The sequence below is a fragment of the Psychrobium sp. nBUS_13 genome (assembly GCF_051201665.1).
Taxonomy (GTDB): domain Bacteria; phylum Pseudomonadota; class Gammaproteobacteria; order Enterobacterales; family Psychrobiaceae; genus Psychrobium.
Map to the genome: position 1 here is coordinate 1,528,313 of NZ_CP179210.1, position 19,018 is coordinate 1,547,330.

A 19,018-nucleotide genomic window follows, 5' to 3' on the forward strand; every position below is an offset into this window, starting at 1 on the left:
AATGAACACTAGATTTTTTATTGGCCAGTAACATTGTCTTTTTAGCTTGCTTTCATAGATAATCTAAGCTTTCCAATCAGTGACTTAACAGAGGATATGTGTTTAGACTTTATCACTCAAATAAACTGGATGTTTTAAAGGGCATCTTAGCGCATATTATTAGACAACAACCTTTGCCTAATCCCTTTGAGTCTGAGAAAGTATTAGTACAAAGTCCCGGCATGGCGCAGTGGCTAAAATTAGAGCTCGCTAAAGATTTTGGGATCTGTGCCAATGTGACGTTTCCACTGCCTGCAAGTTTTATCTGGCAAACCTTTGTTGACTTACTCCCTGATGTACCTGAACGCAGTGCCTTTAATAAGGATGCGATGGCGTGGCAAATTATTAAATTGCTACCCAGTTATCTTGACGATGACGCGTTTAGTGAACTCTCTCATTACCTGCACGATGATGAACCGTTAAAGCTCTATCAACTTGCCTATAAAATCGCGGATATATTTGATCAGTATTTAGTTTATCGCCCGCAATGGATTGAAGCGTGGCAAGAGGGAGATTTTACGTCGTGTCGAGATAAACCGTGGCAAGGGATTTTGTGGAAGCGGTTATTTGAGGTCATCACAGACAGCGGCCAAAGTCATTATCATCGCGCAAACTTATACGAACATTTAATTGAAGCGCTGGCAAACCCAACGACTAAGGCGCACTTGCCAACACGAATTTTTGTGTTTGGTATTTCAGCATTACCGCCGAAATATCTTCAAGCATTAAAAATGATGTCATCGCATATCGATGTTCACTTTTTTCTGAACAATCCGTGTCAGCATTATTGGGGAGACATCGTTGATGAGCGTTGGTTGGCTAAGCTCAGTAAAAGACAGTTTCAACAATTGAATGTAAAAGACTTTAGTGAACAATCGACTGTTAATCACGTGCCACAGCTTCTAGAAGAGTCGCAATTTAATGCGCTTGGTGAGCTAGCGGTAGGAAATCCAATACTCGCCTCGATGGGGAAATTAGGGCGTGATAATTTGGCCTTGTTGTTAGAATTAGAAGCCCAAGAAATAGATGCCTACGTACCGAGTGAACAAACATCGTTATTAGACTTTATTAATGACGATATTTTAGAGTTGCAAGACAGTACGTTCATTGCGCGCACCAAAGAACATCTAGCAACAGAAAATCCACGCCGCGTAATCGCGCATGATGACGACTCAATTTCTATTCACAGTTGTCACAGCCCGATGCGGGAAGTTGAAGTGCTGCGGGATCAAATTTTAGCGATGTTGGCAAACGATGCTGAATTAACACCAAAAGATATCGTTGTGATGATGCCGGATGTCAACGCTTATAGTCCGTATATTCAAGCGGTGTTTTCACATCGCCATCACTATATTGATTTTTCTATTTCAGATCGCAGTGCAACACAAGAATTTCCTATTCTCCTGAGTTTTCTGAGCTTGATGTCTTTAACGCATTTGCGCAAAGGGGCCAGTGAATTATTTAGTTTGCTTGAAGTACCTGCCATCATGGCGCAGTTCGAATTAGATACCAAACATATTGAATCATTGAAGCGTTGGATTGACGAATCTGGCATCCGCCAAGGGCTCGGTGACGAAGGCGTCTATACCAATAGTTGGCTGTTTGGATTAAATCGGATGTTCAAAGGCTACAGTCAGCAAGAGTCTGATCCATTAAATAGCGATGACGTTAATTTGTGGCAGGGCATTCTAGCCTATCCAGAAACTGTCGGATTAGCGGCTGAAAATTTGGGGCAGTTAAGTTATTTTGTCGAACTTATCACCCGCTTTAGTCAAGCGTTAGATGGTGATAAAACGATCGCCCAGTGGCGTGAGTTAATTGAGTCAATGTTAACTGAGTTTTATCAATCGTCGATAGAATATGACAATGAGTTAAGTATTATTCATCAGGCTTTAGAATCATTGACGCAAGAATTATTGCTGGCTGATTTTGAGCTAGAAATTAGCCATGAGGTATTGTTTGCGCATCTTTCTGGAAAGCTCGATGCAGGTTCTGCCAGCCAGCGATTTTTAGCCGGTAAACTTAATTTTTGTACCTTAATGCCAATGCGTTCTGTGCCGTTTAAAGTCGTGTGTATTTTGGGCATGAACGATGGCGTTTATCCGCGAAGCATTGCGCCAATTGGCTTTGATTTAATGGCAAGCAATCATCAAAAGGGCGACAGAAGTCGACGCGATGATGACCGGTATTTATTTTTAGAAGCCATGTTAAGTGCCCAGAAGAAACTTTACATCAGTTATTGTGGCCGCAGCATTAAGGACAATAGTGAACGATGTCCGAGTGTTCTTATTAATGAATTAACCGATTATATTGCCTTATCATACAAGCTCGTGGGTGATGAGAAACAAAGCCCTCAAGAATGTAGCAAGCGCATTATTGATAAACTGATTTGTCAGCACCCACTAACCCCATTTAGTCCAAGCTATTATCAAGAGGATAGTAGTTACTTCTCGTATCAACGTGATTGGTTAGGGGCGCTAACGAGTCATCAAGTTAATGAAAACTTGTCGCAGCAATCATTGGCAAAGGTTTTTGATAATACGGTGATTTCCATTGAGCAATTAGCGCGATTTGTGAAACATCCTGCTCAATTTTTCTTTAATCAACGTTTAGGGATTTACTTTTCAGATGACGATGGCGAACTCAATGACAGCGAGCCTTTTTCACCGGATGGCTTAGTGAGTTATGACGTTAAGCAACGGCTGTTGGCAGGTTATATACATAGCGCGCAACAAAACACGCAGTCACATATCAAAGGCATGGGCGTTTTACCTCATGCTCATTTTGCCGACATATTCCTTGATGAACAACAACAAGCGATGTCGCCACTAGCGCAGCAAATCAAACCTTATATTGCCCGCCCTAGTCCCGACATTGAGGTTGATATTGCCATTGAAGCACATCAACAATGCTTTCATATTCAAGGTTGGTTAAAGGGGCATTATGATGGACATACGTTGATACTTTATAAGCCCGGCAAGGCGAATGCCAAGTTCTTCGTTGATTGTTATGTTCAGTTCTTGTGTTTTTGCGTTGTTACAACTGAGCCAAAAGTGCAAATGAAAATATTTGCACAAGATGGCCAATGGTTGTTTAACGCTATTTCCCCCCAAGATGCATTGGCGCGATTAACTGAGTTAGTGACTTGTTATGGTGATGGATTAGCTAGTCCTTTGCCGTTAGCTCTGCAAAGTGGCTGGAAGTATATTCAAGCACGTTATCAGGAAGAAACAGGCGATTTAGTTGATGATGAAAAATCACTCGACAAAGCGCATCGTGCTTTTAAAGATCGCTATAACAGCAATGTGCGCATGGCAGGTGAAGGGGAAGATCCTTATCTTCAGCGATGTATGACAAGTGGGTCATTTGATGGTTTATCGCAACAATCACAACAACAGATGATTGATATTGCACTGGCGATATTATTGCCTGTGCGACAACTGTTGGAGGCCATCGATGATGGAGAGTAGTGAATTGGAAAGTAATATGACGACAACAGCGCAACAGCTCAATGTCATGACATTGCCCCTGTTTGGAGAACGATTGATTGAAGCATCAGCGGGAACAGGAAAAACCTATACCATTGCTGGCTTATATTTACGTTTATTACTGGGCCATGGCGCTGAAAATGCACACCCACGGCCACTAAGTGTCGATGAAATACTAGTGGTAACCTTTACTGAAGCGGCCACGAGTGAACTTAGAGACCGGATCCGCGCGCGCATTGTGCAAACCCGCCAAGCATTTATTGCTGGATTTAGTGATGATCCATTAATTAGTGAATTACTTGAACAATATCAAGATCACCACCAAGCTGAACACTTGCTGCTTAATGCCGTCCGACAGATGGATGAAGCGGCAATATTTACGATTCATGGATTTTGTCAGCGGATGCTTAAAGAACATGCCTTTGAATCGGGTAGTTATTTTGAAACACAATTTATTACTGAACAAGCGACGATACGCACGCAAGCGATTGAAGACTTTTGGCGCCAACATTTTTACAACACTGACCAGCCGCAAGATTTATTGCTTGCCAAGCTGGTGGACAGTTTGTGGGCGTCACCTCAATTATTACTTAAAGACATTAGTCGCTATTTATCTGATCCCTACTTATCAATTCAAGCGCCATTAGCCGATAAGCCATTAACACAGTCAATCAACGATATTGTGCAATCGGTAGATAGATTTAAACAGCAGTGGCTAGCGGCGTACCAAGACATTGAAAGTCATATCAAAGAGTCAGGTGTCGATAAGCGTAGTTATAGTAGTCGAAATGTGCCTAAATGGATTGGCCTGATTACCGAATGGGCGCAGCAACCCACACAATCAATTATTGTACCTGAGTCGTTAGCACGGTTTGATGTCGCGCTATTGCATGAAAAAACCAAGAAGGGCGCTGCGCCATCATTGGATATCTTTAGCCAAGTTAATGAGCTTTTAACGCAAGATATTAACTTAAAGCCCGCTATTTTAGCGCAAGCTATTGCGTATACTCGCGCTCATGTATCCGATCATAAAAAACAACAATCACTATTATCTTTTGACGATTTACTGACTAATTTACACCACGCACTTGATGGTGAGATCAGTGTGCAAGCGGATAGCTTAGCGAAAAAAATACGCGGGCAATACCCGCTGGCAATGATTGATGAGTTTCAAGACACGGACTTGATGCAATATCAGATCTTTAACACTATTTATGGCCAGCAAAGTGATGCGGGTTTATTAATGATTGGTGACCCTAAGCAAGCTATCTACAGTTTCCGCGGCGCTGATATATTTACCTATATTAAAGCGCGTAAAATGGTAAAAAATCATTACACGCTAGGCACTAATTATCGCTCAACACCGATGATGGTTGATGGGGTTAATAGCTTATTTGAACAATCAAATGCCCCCTTTATTTATCGTGATGATATCGGTTTTACCCCCGTTAACTCAGTGCCCAATAAGTCGACGTTTATTCTTGATGAACAAGAGCAACATGCGATTACACAGTGGTTATTGCCCTGTGATGGCACCCTGTCTAATAGTGACTATCAGACGCAAATGGCGCTAGCCTGTGCAAACCAAATTAATACGCTCCTTAGTCAAGGACAACAAGGCAAGGCTGGCTTTAGAAATAATGAATCGCTGGTGGCAGTGCAAGCTAGTGATATTGCTGTATTGGTTCGAACCGGACGTGAAGCGCAATTAGTTAAAACGCAACTGGCCCAACAAGGCATTGCTAGCGTGTATTTGTCCAACCGCCAAAGTATTTTTGGCAGTGTTATCGTTAAAGATTGTTGGCGCGTGCTGCACGCCATTGCCAATCCAAATGATGGACGTGCAATTCGCAGTGCAATGGCGACAGGCTTAATGGCGCAATCTCTTGAGCAATTAGAACGCTTGAACAACGATGAGCGACGTTGGCAACAGTTAGTCGATGACTGTCACTATTATCAAGGCCGCTGGCAGCACGTTGGTGTATTAGCAATGTTGCGTGAATTTATGCACCAACATCAATTGCCTAGCCAGTTATTGTCTTTAGCTGACGGTGAACGTCAATTGACAGATTTAATGCATTTGGGTGAAATTTTACAGCAACAAAGTTTAGAGATTGTTGGTGAGCACGCATTGCTGCATTGGCTTAGCGACCAAATGAACAACGCTGAACAAGAAAACCAAGAGCAGCAATTACGTTTAGAATCAGACAAAAATTTAGTACAAATCGTCACTATTCATAAATCAAAGGGCCTTGAATATAACCTGGTCTTTTTACCCTTTATTTGTAGTGCTAGAGTGACTAAAGAACCCATTTATCATCAAAACGATCAAACGTTAGTAGATTTAAAATTTGGTGAACAAGCACTTGAGGCCGCTGATAAAGAGCGCCTTGCAGAAGATTTACGACTGTTTTATGTTGCGATTACACGTGCTGTACATCATGTATGGCTCGGCTTTGCTCCGGTTAAAAGCGGTCAAGCCAACAAAGCAAAAACGAGTGACTTACACCATAGCGCTATTGGTTATCTGTATTTAAACGGCGCCGTCACTAATGCCCAAGAGTTAAGTGCACGATTAAATGAAATTGCGTCAACACATCAAGCCATTACAACGAGTACGCTAATGCTCAGTCAAATGCCTGTTTTTCAAAATGCACAGCAAGATGATTCGCCAACGTTGAACGCGCGCCATTTTGATAGTGACATCGAAAATAATTATTGGATTACCAGTTATTCGGCATTGTCAAAGTCGAGCCATAGTCATGAGCCTAGTGACGTTGACGCGAGTCTTGAGACGCTGGCGATTTATTGGGAAGAAGCGCTCGCTAATGTACAAGAGCCAATGCTTGATGAAGAAACAGAGTTAACGGTATTTAGTTTTCCCCGTGGCGCCCACGCCGGTACATTTTTGCATACGTTATTTGAAGAAATCGATTTTAGTGAATCAGATCCGCAAGTCTTTAGCGATAAAGTCATCCAATTATTAGAAGAAAGTGAGTTTGATGTACATTGGCAAGGGGTGTTAGAACGCCTAATTGATAATGTTTTAAATACACCATTAAATTATGGCAGCTTACCGCCACAATTTAAATTATCCCAATTGTCGATGGCAGATAAGCAGGTAGAAATGGAGTTTTTTATGCCAATCGCCTCACTAAATTGTCAAGCACTCAACGAATGTCTAGGCAAACATGATCCTTTATCAAAGCAAGCTCACGGACTAAACTTTAATGATGTGAAGGGCATGCTCAAAGGTTTTATTGATTTACTCTTTGTTGCAGATGGCAAATATTATGTACTTGATTATAAGTCTAACCACCTTGGTGACAGCATTAACGATTATTCGATGGCTGCGATGACTGAAACAATGATTGATCACCGCTACGACTTTCAATACCAACTTTACAGTTTAGCGTTACACCGTTTGTTGACGTCTCGCATGGCTGATTATGACTTTGACCAACATTTTGGCGGCGTTTTTTATTTGTTCTTACGAGGCATGGATAAAAACAGTCAATTAGATGAGGGCATTTTCTATAACCGACCATCAAAATCGCTTATTGAAGAGTTAGATGCCTTATTTAATGATGAGGTGTTGTCATGAGTCACAGTCTAGAAAACTCGCAACCTTTACTTACGGCATTAGAGGCACTAGCGCGACATAAAAAAATTAGGATCCTCGATTATCAATTTGCGCAATTTATCGCGCGCTTCGAATCGCAGCCACTTGTTGTGCTAGCCGCTGCAATCGCCAGTTACCAATCAGGACAGGGACATGTATGTGTACTGCTGGATAACAATAGGCTCAATATCTTATTTGATATTGCTGAGTACGAACGCCACGCCTTATTATCACCGATATTAGAAGCAGCAAATACCAGTGCTAGTCAATGGCATACTGATATGGCAACAGCATTATCAGTGAGTAGTAGTGTTGGTGAAAATGCGCCGTTAATGGTTAACGAACACCGTCTTTATTTGCAACGTTATTGGCACTTTGAGCAACAAATTAGCCGTTTTTTAACAGCGCGTGCAACTCAATTTACAACGCTTGATATCGAACCTGCGTTGTCATCGTTATTTGATGTGGACATGGCATTTTGCTGGCGTCAGCTTCAGCAATTAAAAGAGCAAGGGCTGCAACTCACTAACTTTTGTAGCGACTATTTTCATCTTCGAGAAGATATCGGTGTCGACAATCAATTATTGGCGCAATACCTTGCAAATGTAGATTCTCCAGCAGAGTTAAATGAGTTATATCAACAGTTTTTACCCCAACAATGCATTGACTGGCAGAAAGTAGCCGTAGCACAAGCTAGTGCAGCACAGTTTAGTGTCATTTCAGGTGGTCCTGGCACGGGTAAAACGACAACGGTTATCAAGTTATTGGCGCTGTTGGTGCAACACGCGAGCGCCAACCAGCAATCATTGACGATTGAGCTTGTCGCCCCAACGGGTAAAGCGGCTGCGCGACTAACTGAATCGATAAGCGGCGCGATGCACCGATTAACTATTGATGATGAATTAAAGTCATTAATTCCGACACAAGCGAGTACTATCCATCGGTTATTAGGAGTGATTGCTCACCGTCAAGACTTTAAACACAACGGCGCCAATCCATTACATGTTGATGTACTCATTGTTGACGAAGCTTCAATGATTGATATTAGTTTAATGAGTAAGTTACTCGATGCTGTTGCACCTCATACCAAGCTAGTGCTATTGGGTGACAAAGATCAATTATCATCGGTGGAGGCGGGGTCTGTATTTGCCGATATTTGTCAGGGTGTTGCCAACGGGCCTAATTATAGTGAAGGCACCAAAAATTGGTTATCACAACAAACTGGGTTTGCCATTAATGAGGTGTGCCAAGAGCAAACGCAACATACCTTGATAGACGATTGTTTGTGTTTACTGCAAAAAAGTTATCGATTTAATGAAAAATCTGGCATTGGCGTATTAGCAAAAGCCGTGAATAACAGTGATATCAACGCGCTACAATCAGTGTGGTCACAGGGGTTTGATGATATTTCACTGCACACACAGGACAAATCACAAAAAGCCGTGGTGACTTTGGCGGCTTTGGGTTATCAAGACTTTTTAAATCAAGCCAGTGCAATAGACAATGAATCAGACGTTGCTGGGTTATTAGCGGCATTTGGTCAGTTTCAGTTGCTGTCTCCAACCCGTAATGGACCACTTGGCATTGAGACACTCAATGAGAAAATTGAACAGCAGCTTGCTAAACATCAATTAATTGCGCTCAATCAAGGCCAATGGTACGTCGGACGACCTATTATGATCACCAGTAACGATCATTCATTGCAATTATTTAATGGCGATATTGGTATTGTATTGCCGCCTTTAGGTGATGAACGTCAGTTGACGCAAAACAGAGTGTATTTTAAAATGGCAGATGGCAGTCTTAAGTCCTTTTTGCCATCACGATTACCAAGTCACGATACCGTATACGCCATGACAATTCATAAATCTCAGGGCTCAGAGTTTGATAGCGTTGTCATTGCGATACCGGATTCATGGTCGCCGATTTTGACAAAAGAATTACTTTACACCGGTATTACTCGCGCTAAAAAATCGGTTGAGATTTTTTCTAATGCTGGCGTATTACAAAAAATGGCACTAGAGCAGACTAAACGCTTTAGTGGGCTTTCTTCATTGCTTGCTGGCGCTAATACTCATGGTCTAAGCCCGTAGTCTTTGGAATTGCATGAATTTAGACCGTGGATAAAACCTGCATTTTCATTGATTATGGGTATATAATCCGCCGCATTGCACTTTATTATTGAAATACCAATGGCGCTTAGCACCATTGGTTTTAAGGAAATTATGTCATTTCTTACTAAATTACGTTGTTTGATAACAGCTGGACAAGGCGTTACAGGCTCTAATATCAATGTTGATGTCTTAGATGATCCTATCAAGATGTTTAGTCAATGGTTTGAACAAGCCAAAGACACAGGCTTTGTGCTACCAGAATCACTGACGTTAGCAACTGCCAGTGCGGAAGGGAAACCATCAGCACGCGTTGTACTGCTTAAATCATTTGATGATTCAGGATTTATATTTTTTACCAACTACGGCAGTCGAAAAGGGCAAGAGCTAACCGCTAATCCGCATGCTGCTATGGTATTCCATTGGAATATTTTACAGCGCCAAGTCCGTATTGAAGGGGCTATTGAGCGTGTTAGTGAAGCTGAATCACTCGCTTATTTTCATTCGCGACCGCGCGGAAGCCAAATAGGTGCTTGGGCGTCTTATCAAAGCCAAGAAATTGATTGCCGAGAAACGCTTGCACTTAAGGCCAAAGAAATCGAAGCACAATACGCTGGCAAAGAAATTCCACTGCCACCATTTTGGGGAGGCTTTAAATTAACGCCTCATACCATGGAGTTATGGCAAGGCCGCGCAGATCGTTTACATGATAGATATACCTTTACCAAAGACGCACAGGATAACTGGCAACGCAAATTGTTATCACCGTAAATTTTTTTACGCTAACCTGTTGTCTTAATAGATAATGATACTAATTGATGTAAAAATAGCTATTTTGGTTACTTGGTGTGCAGTCGATATTTTATTTTAAATTTAGGCTTTACAAGCGCGGCGATTGTCACTAATATGCGCTTCACCAGCTGCGGAGAGATGGCAGAGTGGTCGAATGCACCGGTCTTGAAAACCGGCAACGGTTTATCCCGTTCTAGGGTTCAAATCCCTATCTCTCCGCCACCTATTTAGAAAAGCCCGTTAAGTCGAAAGATTTAACGGGCTTTTTGCTATTAATAATCTAAGTCTTTAAGAAAAGTTGGATACCACCTAACGCGAAATAAGCCAGGTTCAAATATTTATCAGACATTGATCAGAGCAAAATCAAAAATTTGGATTTAATTTAACCGATAATTTGTTACTGATTTTTCGGCTATTTGATATAATACCGCCTCAACTTTGAGGTATATATGAATTTAAAAATCAAACGGTTAGATCATCACGGCATAGTCGCAGGTGTAATTGAAGACTTACAAATAGTCCCCTTATTGGATCAATATTTACCTCAGGATGAAAAGCAAGAAATTACACCTGGTGAAGCGGTTAAAGGCATGATTATGAATGGACTTGGTTTTGCAAACCGCCCTTTATCTCTCAGTCCCCAATTTTTTACTAACTTACCGCTTGAGCATTTATTTCGAGAAGGTGTAAAAGCCGAGCACTTTAATCGTCACAAATTAGGCCGCACACTAGACCAGTGTTTTGATTTTGGCTGCGAAAGTCTATTTTCACTGGTGTCTCAGCAAGCTTGCGAGCTAGAAAGTGTAGACAAAAAATTTAACTCACTCGATACAACCAGCCATTCTTTAACGGGAGAATACGCTTTTGACGATGAAGACAGTGATGACAATGTTATTAAAATCACTCATGGTTACAGTAAAGCTCACCGCCCTGATTTAAAGCAAGTGGTACAAGAAATCATTGTCAGTCAAGATGGTGGCGTTCCTCTCGCCTGTAAAAACTGGGATGGCAATAGTGCTGATACCGCTATTTTTAAGGCAAGGAGCAAAGCACTTGTTAGCGAATTCAAAAAAAGCGCAGCGCCTAAATATCTTGTGGCCGACTGTAAGCTTTATCATAAGGCTAATGCCGAATTTTTATCTCTGGTAAAATTTCTCACGCTTATTCCTTCAACGATAGCGCTAGAGAAAGAATTAATCGCAGAATCAATAGCTGACGAACAATGGGTGAAAATAAATGCTAACTATCAATATGTTGTCAAAAAAGTCGAGCATATGGGGATCAAGCAGCGATGGATTGTGATTTACTCAAGTGCCGCTAATCATCGAGCTGCTAAAACGATCACACGGCAAGTTGAACGAGCAAAAGTTAAGGTAGAAAAAGAGCTGTTTCATCTACAAGCGCAACGCTTTGCTTGTAAAACTGATGCGCAACGAGCAGCGGATAAAATAGGAAAAAAACTGAAATATCATCAAATAAGCGACACTCAATATATAGAGCATAAAGTTTATGAAGGTAAAGGCCGCCCGAAAAAGGATGCTGAAGTTAAGCGTATAGAGTGGCAAGTAAACGCTGAAATTGAAGAAAACACGATCGCAATCAAGCAGGCTGTTGAGCAAAAATCTTGCTTCATTCTAGCAACAAATATTGATGAAGAAGAACTTTCACCTGAAGAAATATTAAAACATTACAAGGCGCAATCGGAAGTTGAGAGAGGCTTTAGATTTTTAAAAGATCCCTTGTTTTTTGTCTCTTCGTTATTTATAAAAAAGCCAAGCAGAATCGATGCTCTGTTGATGGTAATGACATTGTCATTACTTGTATATTCTATTGCACAACGACGAATGCGAGCGAATATGAAAAAAGTTGAAGCGACAATTCCAAACCAAATAAATCAAGAAACGGCCGCCCCCACATTGCGCTGGGTGTTTCAGTGTTTTGATGGTATCAATTTACTTCAACAAGGTGATGATTATATTTACGATCAAACCTACTTAGATGGCCTGACCGAACTCAGGCAAAAGATAGTAAACCTTATTGGTGGGCATGCCATGCACTTATACAAAATCAAAAAAGTGACCTAGGGGTCTGATCAATGTGTGATTTATGCGTTTGTTCGTTATAACTAATGGAATGATAGTCTTGCAAACGGAGTGGGTCCATATATGTAGCTCATTAGAATAATGCAGTAGTTATTATCGAGCCAGCTACACCACACAGGCTCTGCCTTGTGTAAAAAAACAAATTGCTGCAAAAATAAACTTAAAAGACCAACAGGCCCTTATGTGATTTACTTCACATTAACTGGCAAATCGAATGGTTTCTGGTATTATGCACGCCTCAAACTTTCTAGTGTATTTAATCGTTGAATGACTAGGAATTCCCTTTGATTATTTTCACCAACAGGACAGCACTCCATGAGTCTTGCAGATAAAGTATTGGCAGTTAATAATGACTTGCCTATTCGCACTAACAAACCCGTTCATAGTGGCAAAGTGCGCAGTGTTTATTGGCTAACCGAAGAAGATAGCGCCCGACTTATTAAAGAAAAAGGCTATAACGTCGCTAGCGATTCTCCACTCGCTATTATGGTAATTAGCGATCGTATTTCAGCATTCGATTGTATTTGGCAAGGTGAGGGCGGTTTAAAAGGTGTGCCTGGAAAAGGGGCTGCACTTAACGCCATTTCTAATCATTGGTTTAAATTATTTAAAGAAAACGGCTTAGCAGATAGCCATATTTTAGACATTCCACATCCCTTTGTTTGGATTGTTCAAAAAGCGCGTCCGGTGATGATTGAAGCCATTTGTCGTCAATATATTACGGGGTCGATGTGGCGCGCGTATGAAAAAGGCGAACGTGAGTTTTGCGGCATTACATTAAATGAAGGCCTCACAAAAGATCAGCGTTTGGATACCACGTTAATGACGCCATCAACTAAAGGTATTCTAACGGGTATCGACGGCGTTCCTGCGGTTGATGATGTAAACATTACGCGCAAGAATATTGTCGATAATTTCCAAGCCTTTGGGTTTAGCAGCGAGCAAGACATTGCTCAATACGAGCGTTTGCTGCAAGAAGGTTTCGATTTGATATCAGGACAGCTTAACAACATCGACCAAGTGTTTGTTGATACCAAATTTGAGTTTGGTTATGTCACTGATGCTCAGGGTAACGAGAAACTTATCTATATGGATGAAGTTGGCACCCCTGATTCCTCACGCATCTGGGATGGGGAGCTATACAGCCAAGGTAAGGTCGTTGAAAACTCGAAAGAAGGATTTAGACAGACCTTGCTAAATCATTTCCCTGATCCTGATATTCTATTAAATAAAGACAGAATGGATGAGCGCAATGCACTTGCCGCCAATAATCCATTACCAGTGGATATTCTCAACCAAGTATCAAGCACCTACACGTCAATTGCTGAGCGTATTACTGGTCAAAAGATTGTGATTAGTGATAACCCGAAAGCCGAGATCATCAAGGTGTTAGCCGAGCAATATCAGTTGATTGACTAACAACTTATTGAGTTAGTCAATTAATTTAAGAAAGCCACATTGTTGAAATGTGGCTTTTTTATTAGGTGATTCGCACATTATTACAATAACTTACAATTAAAATTCAAGTTTGTGCTAGGATGGTTTGTAAATAAGTTGCTATCTATTATGTTTAGTAACTCAAAAGTAAACCAAAAGGAATTATTATGGATATTGTTTTAGAGTACATATTTACTGTTCAGTTTTTCGCACTCGCACTCATCGTTATTATTTTAAAATCATCAATCATTTTTGTACCGCAAAATAGAGCGTTCATGATTGAACGTTTTGGTAAGTTCAAATCGACTCGTGAAGCAGGGTTGAACTTCATCATCCCATTTATTGATCGCATTGGCGCAGATCGCTCGCTTAAAGAGCAAGCGGTTGATGTACCAAGTCAAAGTGCAATCACTCGTGACAACATCTCATTGCATGTTGATGGCGTGTTGTATTTTCGCGTGTTAGATCCATACAAAGCAACTTACGGGGTTGATGATTACGTGTTTGCGGTAACGCAGCTCGCTCAAACAACGATGCGTAGTGAATTAGGTAAGATGGAACTTGATAAAACATTTGAAGAGCGTGACCAATTAAACGCGCATATTGTTGAATCAATTAATCATGCGTCGTCACCTTGGGGAATTCAAGTATTGCGTTACGAAATCAAAGATATCGTGCCGCCAAATACGGTAATGGAAGCGATGGAAGCACAGATGAAAGCAGAGCGTGTAAAACGTGCACAAATTCTTGAATCTGAAGGTGACCGCCAATCGGCAATTAATGTTGCCGAAGGTCATAAACAATCGGTTGTATTAAAGGCGCAAGCTGAAAAAGAAGAGCAAGTATTGCAAGCACAGGGTGAAGCCGCCGCGATTTTAGCCGTTGCTCAGGCTCGAGCACAAGCAATTACAGAAGTTGGTGCAGCGGCTAATACCAGTGATGGTCAAAAAGCGGTGGAACTTGATTTAGCGACTCAAGCTATAGAAGCCAAGGCGAATATCGCTAAAGAGTCGTCTGTGGTACTATTGCCTGATAGCGGCACTGATGCGGCGTCAATGGTGGCGCAGGCAACAACTATTATTCAGTCGCTTAACTCCGGCAAGTAAACAGGAGGCATTATATGGATATAATTACGGATAATTTAGCACAATCATTAGTGATTGTCGGTCTGCTATTGCTGGCTATCGAAATTTTGATGTTAGGTTTTGCGACCTTTATTTTGTTTTTTATTGGAGTTGCTAGTGTTATCACCGGCATCTTGGTGGGTATAGGTATTATTGATCATAATTTGGTTGATGCATTGTTGGTGGTTGGTGTTTTATCTGCTGTCACAGCAGCGCTGAGTTGGAAGCCACTGAAAATGATGCAAGATAATGTAACGCCAACGCAAGTAACGAATGACATGATAGGTGATCACTTTTTGTTACCGGAAGATTTGAGTCCAGGACATCCAATAAAATGTCGTTACAGTGGAATTGAGTGGTCTGTGAGTAGTGATGAAAAAATCATGCTTGGACTTGAAGTCGAAATTACTGATGTCAGTGTCGGTCATTTACGAGTCAAACCATGTAGTTAATCAACAATAAAACAAAGGGCGCTAATATTTATTATTAGCGCCCTTTTTATGTTCAAGGATGAACAGTATGCCGTGTTGCCATGGATGGCAGAGAACGGCGATGTTCAAGGATGAACAGTATGCCGTGTTGCCATGGATGGCAGAGAACGGCGATGTTCAAGGATGAACAGTATGCCGTGTTGCCATGGATGGCAGAGAACGGCGATGTTCAAGGATGAACAGTATGCCGTGTTGCCATGGATGGCAGAGAACGGCGATGTTCAAGGATGAACAGTATGCCGTGTTGCCATGGATGGCAGAGAACGGCGATGTTCAAGGATGAACAGTATGCCGTGTTGCCATGGATGGCAGAGAACGGCGATGTTCAAGGATGAACAGTATGCCGTGTTGCCATGGATGGCAGAGAACGGCGATGTTCAAGGATGAACAGTATGCCGTGTTGCCATGGATGGCAAAGAGCGGCGATGTTCAAGGATGAACAGTATGCCGTGTTGCCATGGATGGCAAAGAGCGGCGATGTTCAGTCGTGTATAGCATTACTATTTCAATGTGTAATACCAATTGCATTAAATATTTGCCCACTTGTACTTGTTAAAATTAACTAAAATGGCGTTGCTCTCAATCCTAATAGCCAGCTATTAGTCAATCGAGCGCCTTGTTTTAGCTGATTTTCTCTACGCACAACAAGATCACTTACTTAATGCAATTGGTATTATTTGTAAAGCGACGGATCATCTTTATTCGGTCGTGTTTTAAAACGACGATGCAACCACATATATTGCTCTGGCGCTTTCATAATGCCTTTTTCAACAATCGAATTTGAATAAATAGCATCTTGCTCGTCATTGCCACTTGGGAAGTTCTCAAGCGGCGCACTTAGCTCAATATGATAACCACTACCGTCATCATTACGAGTAATAACATACGGAAGAACGACAGAGGGTGCCCCTTTAGTTAAGATACTCGCTCCAACAACGGTTGCTGCATCAGGAACTGCGAAAAACGGAACGAATACAGCTTTGCTGCGGCCAAAGTCTTGATCTGATGTGTACCAAACCGCTTCGCCATCAGCCAACGCTGAAATCATCGCACGAATATTACGTTTAGTGATTAAACGGGCTGAGCGGTTACGACCACAGACTTGAAGATGCTCCATCACGGCATTGTTGTGAGGGCGGTAAACACCGGTAAGCTGCGCTTGGCTTCCAAATAAACGCCCACCTATCTCTAAACAAAAACTATGTAATGCAAAGAGTAATACGCCTTTACCGTCTTTTTTAGCTTGCTCTAAATGCTCAAGGCCTGAAAAGGTCACAAGCTTTTGAATACGCCATGTTGGCCACCACCACGCCATGCCTGTTTCCATTAATGCAATACCAACAGATTTTGCGTGGCCGCGTAGAATGTCAGCGCGCTCTTGCTCACTCATTTCAGGGAAACAAAGTTCTAAGTTTCGAACAGCGGTCTTTTCACGCTTTTTCAATAGACGCATCAGTAATAAACCAATACCACCGCCAAGTTTAACAAGCACTCGATAAGGTAATAGCGTTACGGTGAGCCATAATAAACTGACGCCAAACCATAATAACCAATAGCGAGGATGTAAAAAACTTAGCTTGAATTGCGATTGACTATGTACATTGTCACTCAAAACATTGTCCTTAAATATAAAAACGGACGCATATTGTATCTGAATTGATGGGCTTATGTCTCAACAAAGTCGATATTTGCATGTTACAATCGCGGCTATACAACGTAAGGATAAAAATAATGACCATCGGTTTACCAAATTTTCAACAGGCAAAAGTATTAGTGCTAGGCGATTTAATGTTAGATAGATACTGGCATGGCCCTACGGGACGTATTTCTCCTGAAGCGCCAGTTCCTGTTGTGAAGGTAGAGCAAATCGAAGACCGACCGGGCGGCGCAGCAAACGTTGCCTTAAATATTGCCGCCTTGGGTAGTCAATGTGACATCATAGGAATTACTGGCGATGATGAAGCTGGACGTATCCTAACTGACAAGTTAGAAGGCCTATCAATTAATACCGACTTCTATCAGCAATCGCAAATTCCAACCATTACTAAATTACGTGTAATTAGCCGTAATCAGCAATTAATTCGCTTAGATTTTGAAGAGAATGCGGCTCAGTTACCAACAGCCCCCTTGTTAGATAAGTTACGCGCTGGTGTTGAATCTGCTGCTGTGGTTATTTTATCTGATTATGCTAAGGGTACGTTAAATGATGTCAGTGAAATGATTTCATTGTGCCGCGCTCAAAATAAGCCTGTATTTATCGATCCTAAAGGGAGCGATTTTTCAAAGTATCGTGGAGCAACGTTACTGACGCCGAACATGAGTGAATTTGAACAAGCAGTTGGTCATTGCCGTGATGAAGAAGAAATCGTTGCTAAAGGCCAGCAGTTAATGACTGAATTAGATTTAAGTGCTCTGTTAGTAACACGCTCAGAGCACGGCATGACATTATTGCGCCGCGACCAACAAGAATTGCATTTTCCTGCAATGGCGCGTGAAGTTTATGACGTGACGGGCGCTGGCGATACAGTAATTTCAGTATTGGCAACCGCGTTTGCTGCTGGCAGTGACTTAGAGTCTGCGTGTGCTCTGGCAAACATTGGCGCTGGTGTCGTTGTTGGCAAGCTAGGTACATCAACCGTGAGTACTATCGAGTTAGCTAATGAACTAGCAAAATCTCACCCTGAAGCAGGTTTTGGCGTTATTTCACCAGAGCAATTAAAAATCGCCGTTCGCGCCGCCCAAGCTCGTGGTGAAAAAGTAGTATTAACCAATGGTTGTTTTGATATCTTGCATGCAGGGCATGTGTCATATCTAGGACACGCTGGTGAATTGGGTGATCGCTTGATTGTTGCCGTAAATGACGATGATTCGGTGAAACGTCTTAAAGGTGAAGCGCGTCCTGTTAATCCAGTTGATCGACGAATGGCCGTTCTCGCCGGCCTTGGGGCTGTTGATTGGGTGGTGAACTTTGGCGAAGATACGCCGCGTGAACTTATTAGCGACATTCTGCCTGACTTATTGGTTAAAGGCGGTGATTATCAAGTGCATGAAATTGCTGGTGGCGAAGAAGTTATCGCCAATGGCGGTGAAGTGAAAGTACTTAATTTTGAAGATGGCTGCTCAACCACCAAAATTATTGATGCGATTCGCGGTAACTAGTTCGCGCTATATCAATTAATTTTACTGAATCCCCTGAGTTGTTTCCTTGCCCAGTGACGCTTGATTGTTAAGCGTTGTTGGGACATTTTTAGGAAGTAGAGCGTAAATAACCTTATATTTAAAATGTTTCCAAGAGTTAATTTTCTTATCTAAATTAAAATCGCGTAGTCGTTCTGACTTTTGTGAAAATCTCATTTGGTTAATTGTAATATCCGATTCCTTTCTCTCACAACAAGCAAATTTAATGGTAAGAATTCTTTAACTATTTCTCAGGAAGAAGACTCACAATTCTATTGCCATTGTCAGTTAATTTACTCGTTACACAATTAAATGATTATGCTTGAACAACAAGTTAATTTTTCTAGTTAAAGTGACGTTTAAAAAAGTTGATTGCATTTAATATCGTTGAAAGTTATATCTTTCTTAAATCAGCAATTACGATTTCAATCACTAAAAAAGGTTGTTAAATATAAAAGATTTATTGCAGTGCATGTAATATTATCTATAATCACGTTGCACTTAGATAATAGTGGATTTTTTATTAAGCATATATTCAGCATGAATTGTGCTTTAAAATGGATTTTAATAGGTAGGTTTCTCCTAGCTTTATTATTTTTCATTCCCTTCCTCAGTATCTATCAGGCGCTTGATTT

General features: G+C 41.4%; 10 protein-coding genes and 1 tRNA gene. 10 read left to right on the top strand and 1 reads right to left on the bottom strand.

Translation table 11 applies throughout. The features are described 5' to 3' along the window. The first annotated feature begins 98 nt into the window (after window positions 1–98). The 9 genes from recC (at window position 99) to ACMAZF_RS06990 (ending at window position 15,167) form a co-directional block, all read left to right on the top strand. Window positions 99–3,509: an exodeoxyribonuclease V subunit gamma gene (gene recC / locus ACMAZF_RS06950; protein ID WP_435276679.1), complete on the top strand. Its 3,411-nt coding sequence runs from the start codon at window positions 99–101 to the stop codon at window positions 3,507–3,509. Then, window positions 3,496–7,131: an exodeoxyribonuclease V subunit beta gene (recB, locus tag ACMAZF_RS06955; protein WP_435276680.1), complete on the top strand. Its 3,636-nt coding sequence runs from the start codon at window positions 3,496–3,498 to the stop codon at window positions 7,129–7,131. Before recC ends, recB begins: the two co-directional genes overlap by 14 nt. Next, the gene (gene recD, locus ACMAZF_RS06960) at window positions 7,128–9,242 is read left to right on the top strand and encodes an exodeoxyribonuclease V subunit alpha (RefSeq protein WP_435276681.1); all 2,115 of its coding nucleotides are present in this window, start codon (window positions 7,128–7,130) and stop codon (window positions 9,240–9,242) included. Before recB ends, recD begins: the two co-directional genes overlap by 4 nt. Before the next feature lie 132 nt (window positions 9,243–9,374). Continuing rightward, on the top strand, window positions 9,375–10,031 hold the full coding sequence (gene pdxH / locus ACMAZF_RS06965) for a pyridoxamine 5'-phosphate oxidase (RefSeq protein WP_435276682.1): 657 nt from the start codon (window positions 9,375–9,377) through the stop codon (window positions 10,029–10,031). 153 nt (window positions 10,032–10,184) lie between these two features. Next, window positions 10,185–10,274 (top strand) — tRNA-Ser (locus tag ACMAZF_RS06970). 227 nt (window positions 10,275–10,501) lie between these two features. Beyond that, window positions 10,502–12,136 carry an IS1634 family transposase gene (locus ACMAZF_RS06975; protein WP_435275961.1) on the top strand — a complete coding sequence of 545 codons (1,635 nt, stop codon included), beginning with the start codon at window positions 10,502–10,504 and terminating at the stop codon, window positions 12,134–12,136. 333 nt (window positions 12,137–12,469) lie between these two features. After that, window positions 12,470–13,573 (top strand): phosphoribosylaminoimidazolesuccinocarboxamide synthase, encoded by a 1,104-nt coding sequence (locus tag ACMAZF_RS06980; protein WP_435276683.1) that lies wholly within the window; start codon window positions 12,470–12,472, stop codon window positions 13,571–13,573. Window positions 13,574–13,758: 185 nt separating this feature from the next. Then, window positions 13,759–14,697 (top strand): SPFH domain-containing protein, encoded by a 939-nt coding sequence (locus ACMAZF_RS06985; RefSeq protein ID WP_435276684.1) that lies wholly within the window; start codon window positions 13,759–13,761, stop codon window positions 14,695–14,697. Window positions 14,698–14,711: 14 nt separating this feature from the next. Beyond that, a complete protein-coding gene (locus ACMAZF_RS06990) occupies window positions 14,712–15,167 on the top strand; it encodes an NfeD family protein (protein WP_435276685.1) in 456 nt (151 codons plus the stop codon). Between the two features lie 712 nt (window positions 15,168–15,879). Here ACMAZF_RS06990 and lpxL read toward each other — a convergent pair. After that, window positions 15,880–16,818: an LpxL/LpxP family Kdo(2)-lipid IV(A) lauroyl/palmitoleoyl acyltransferase gene (gene lpxL / locus ACMAZF_RS06995; RefSeq protein WP_435276686.1), complete on the bottom strand. Its 939-nt coding sequence runs from the start codon at window positions 16,816–16,818 to the stop codon at window positions 15,880–15,882. A 119-nt stretch (window positions 16,819–16,937) separates the two neighbouring features. Here lpxL and hldE point away from each other — a divergent pair, with 119 nt between their 5' ends. Beyond that, window positions 16,938–18,365: a bifunctional D-glycero-beta-D-manno-heptose-7-phosphate kinase/D-glycero-beta-D-manno-heptose 1-phosphate adenylyltransferase HldE gene (hldE, locus tag ACMAZF_RS07000; protein WP_435276687.1), complete on the top strand. Its 1,428-nt coding sequence runs from the start codon at window positions 16,938–16,940 to the stop codon at window positions 18,363–18,365. Window positions 18,366–19,018 lie beyond the last annotated feature (653 nt).